The sequence below is a fragment of the Frankia sp. R82 genome, assembly GCF_023716925.1.
In the GTDB taxonomy this organism is placed as follows: domain Bacteria; phylum Actinomycetota; class Actinomycetes; order Frankiales; family Frankiaceae; genus Frankia.
The window spans coordinates 1-2,644 of sequence record NZ_JAMQQG010000123.1; the positions used below are offsets into that span (position 1 = coordinate 1).

A 2,644-nucleotide genomic window follows, 5' to 3' on the forward strand; every position below is an offset into this window, starting at 1 on the left:
CGCCACCCGCACCTGCTCCCCGCGGCCCTGCGGATCGGCGGCGCCGGCCGCACCGACGGACGGGCCGGACGCAACGGACTGCCCCAGCCCGACCTGCCCCAGCGCGTCCTCCGCCGCCGCACGCCATACCGTCGACCCGAACTGCACCGGGCGCCAGGGGAACTCTCCGACCTGCCCAAGCCAGACCGCCCGCCCGGCCGGCGGGGTCGTGCTGGCCCCGGCAGCCACCACGACCTGCGGTACGGTCACCGACCCGGCCGACCCTCCGACCCAGCAGCCGGTCAGGGTCACCTGCCCGGACGGCTCGGTGCGCGACAGCGCGGACCAGTGCCTGCCGCCGCAGAAGTCCTGCCCCACCACCTCCGTCAGCGTGCCGGTCGGTACCGCCTGTCCCTCCCCGCCGAAGCCGACCGCGCCGGTGCCCGTCATCTGCTGGGACGGTTCGGAGCACGCCGCGACCGCCGACTGCCCGACCGGGCGGGTGATGTGCCCGGGTGGCATCTCGGTCGCCCGCGGCACGTCATGCCCGAGCCCGGCTCCGCCCCGGTGCGCCAAGGGAACGGTGCGCGTGCTGGGAGTCTGCACGCCGGTGCGCCGCGCCGGTGACCCGGCGCCCCCCGTCGGCGTGCCCGATCCGCGCGAGGCGAAGGCAGGCGAGCTGCTGTTCGACCGCACGATCGTCAGCGCCGGCGACACCCTGTTCGCCCGCGGCGCCGGCTGCGCCCCAGGCGCCCAGGCGACCCTGACCACCGGCGGTGAGCTGGTCGGTCAGACCGTCGCCGACCAGTCCGGCACGTTCGAGACCGTCGTCCAGTTCGCCAGCTTCGAACCCGGGTACCGGCCGGTCGAGGCCCGCTGCGACGGTGAGCAGGAGCCGCTGGCCGCCGGCATCGACATGGTTCTTGTCTCCGCGGACACCAGCGCGTCGACGACCTCGGTGCTGCTGCCGCTGTTCCTTGCGCTGTCCTTCCTCGCGGTCCATTACCAGATGGCGGCCCGGCGCCGTCGGCGCGGCCGGGTGCGTCACTGATGGCCCACCCGTCCGCGTCCCAGGCCGCCGAGAACGATGGCGGCGCCGGCGCGGGCGGGCCTGGTGCAGTCAGTGCTGGGACGCCGACGGGCGGTAAGGACGCATCCGGTAGCGGTGCGCGTGGAACCGCTGCCAGCGTCCCCGGTGCGACCGGTGCCGACGGCGGGGCGGGAGAGCCGGCCGAGGTCGGACCGTACCGGCTGGTGCGGCGCCTCGGCGCCGGCGGGATGGGTACGGTCTACCTGGGCGAGACCGCCGACGGCGGCCAGGTCGCGGTCAAACTGATCCGACCGGACCTCGCCCGGCTCGCCGAGTTCCGTTCCCGACTCAAGCACGAAGCCGACAACGCCCGCCGCGTCGCTCGGTTCTGCACCGCCGCCGTGCTCGACGTCGACATCACCGGCGATCATCCCTACCTCGTCACCGAATACGTCGACGGGCCGACGCTGTCCGAGGTGGTGCACAGCCGCGGGCCGCTGACCCCCGCCGAGCTGCACCAGCTCGCGGTCAGCATGACCACGGCACTGATGGCCATCCACCGCGCCGGCATCGTGCACCGCGACCTCAAACCGTCGAACATCCTGCTGTCCCGGCTCGGCCCCAAGGTCATCGACTTCGGCATCGCCCGCGCCCTGGACAGCGCCACCGTCGTCGGTCGCGACTCCGGTACCGACCGTCATCTCGGCACACCCGCGTTCATGGCGCCCGAGCAGGCCCGTGGCGAGAAGATCACTTCGGCGGCGGACGTCTTCGCCTGGGGCGGTGTGCTCGTCTACGCCGGCACCGGCCGCTACCCGTTCGGCACCGGACCCGCCCCGAGCCTGCTGTTCCGCACGGTCAACGACCCGCCCAACCTCGATGGCCTCGACCCGAGCCTGGTCGGGCTGGTCGAGGACGCGATGCGCAAGGCCGCCACGCTGCGCCCCACCGCCGAGCAGCTGTACGCCCGCCTGCTCGACCTGCGCGTCGACGTCCCCGTCACTGCCCGCGAGCAGATCCTGTCCGAGGTCACCGCCCTCATCCGTCCGCTGAACACCACACCTCCCACCACCCCCGTCCCCGCTGTGGACCCGGACACTGACGGCCCGCCCGGGCCGGCCGGGCCGAGCACGCCCGTGACTGGCCAGATGCCACACGATCCACCCCCGGCAGACCTCGGTACCCAGGCCTTCAACCCCCTGCCGCCGGCCGGCGGAGCGTCCCGGACGGGTGGCGCCTCGCGGACGGGTGGCGCCTCGCGGACCGGTGGCGCCTCACGGACCGGTGGGGCGTCCTCGGCGGGAGCGGCCGGCACGCCGTCCGGGGGGAAAATTCCGTGGCGGCCGGCCGACCAGTGGACGGGAACCCCACACCTTGCCGACGACGGGCTCGTCACCGTCTGGGGTGCCGCCGAGGTGTCACACGCCCGCCGTTCCGGCGGTGCCGCACCGGCGGCGGACCACCCGGACTCGGTGGACCTGGCCGATCTGGCCGACGAGGACCTCAGCGACGCCGAGACCGGCATCGTGCCCGCGGATCGCCTCGACCGGGTCCGCGACGCCCACCGCGCCCGCCGTGGCCAGCCCGCCCCGGACCCGTCACCGCGCCGCGCACCGCCCCCCGGCCGCCCGGTCC

The 2,644-nt window shown here is 74.9% G+C and carries 3 protein-coding genes; 2 read left to right on the forward strand and 1 reads right to left on the reverse strand.

Going from position 1 to position 2,644, the window contains the following annotated elements:
* The coding region (locus ND747_RS16030; RefSeq protein WP_251734421.1) for a hypothetical protein at window positions 1-585 on the reverse strand (585 nt) is incomplete at its 3' end.
* On the opposite strand from ND747_RS16030, the gene ND747_RS16035 reads away from it, so the two are divergent.
* Both ND747_RS16035 and ND747_RS16040 read left to right on the forward strand, forming a co-directional pair.
* Complete coding sequence (locus ND747_RS16035) at window positions 569-1,030, forward strand: hypothetical protein (RefSeq protein WP_251734422.1); 462 nt, start codon at window positions 569-571, stop codon at window positions 1,028-1,030. The genes ND747_RS16030 and ND747_RS16035 overlap by 17 nt on opposite strands.
* The coding region (locus ND747_RS16040; protein ID WP_251734423.1) for a serine/threonine-protein kinase at window positions 1,030-2,644 on the forward strand (1,615 nt) is incomplete at its 3' end. The genes ND747_RS16035 and ND747_RS16040, both read left to right, overlap by 1 nt.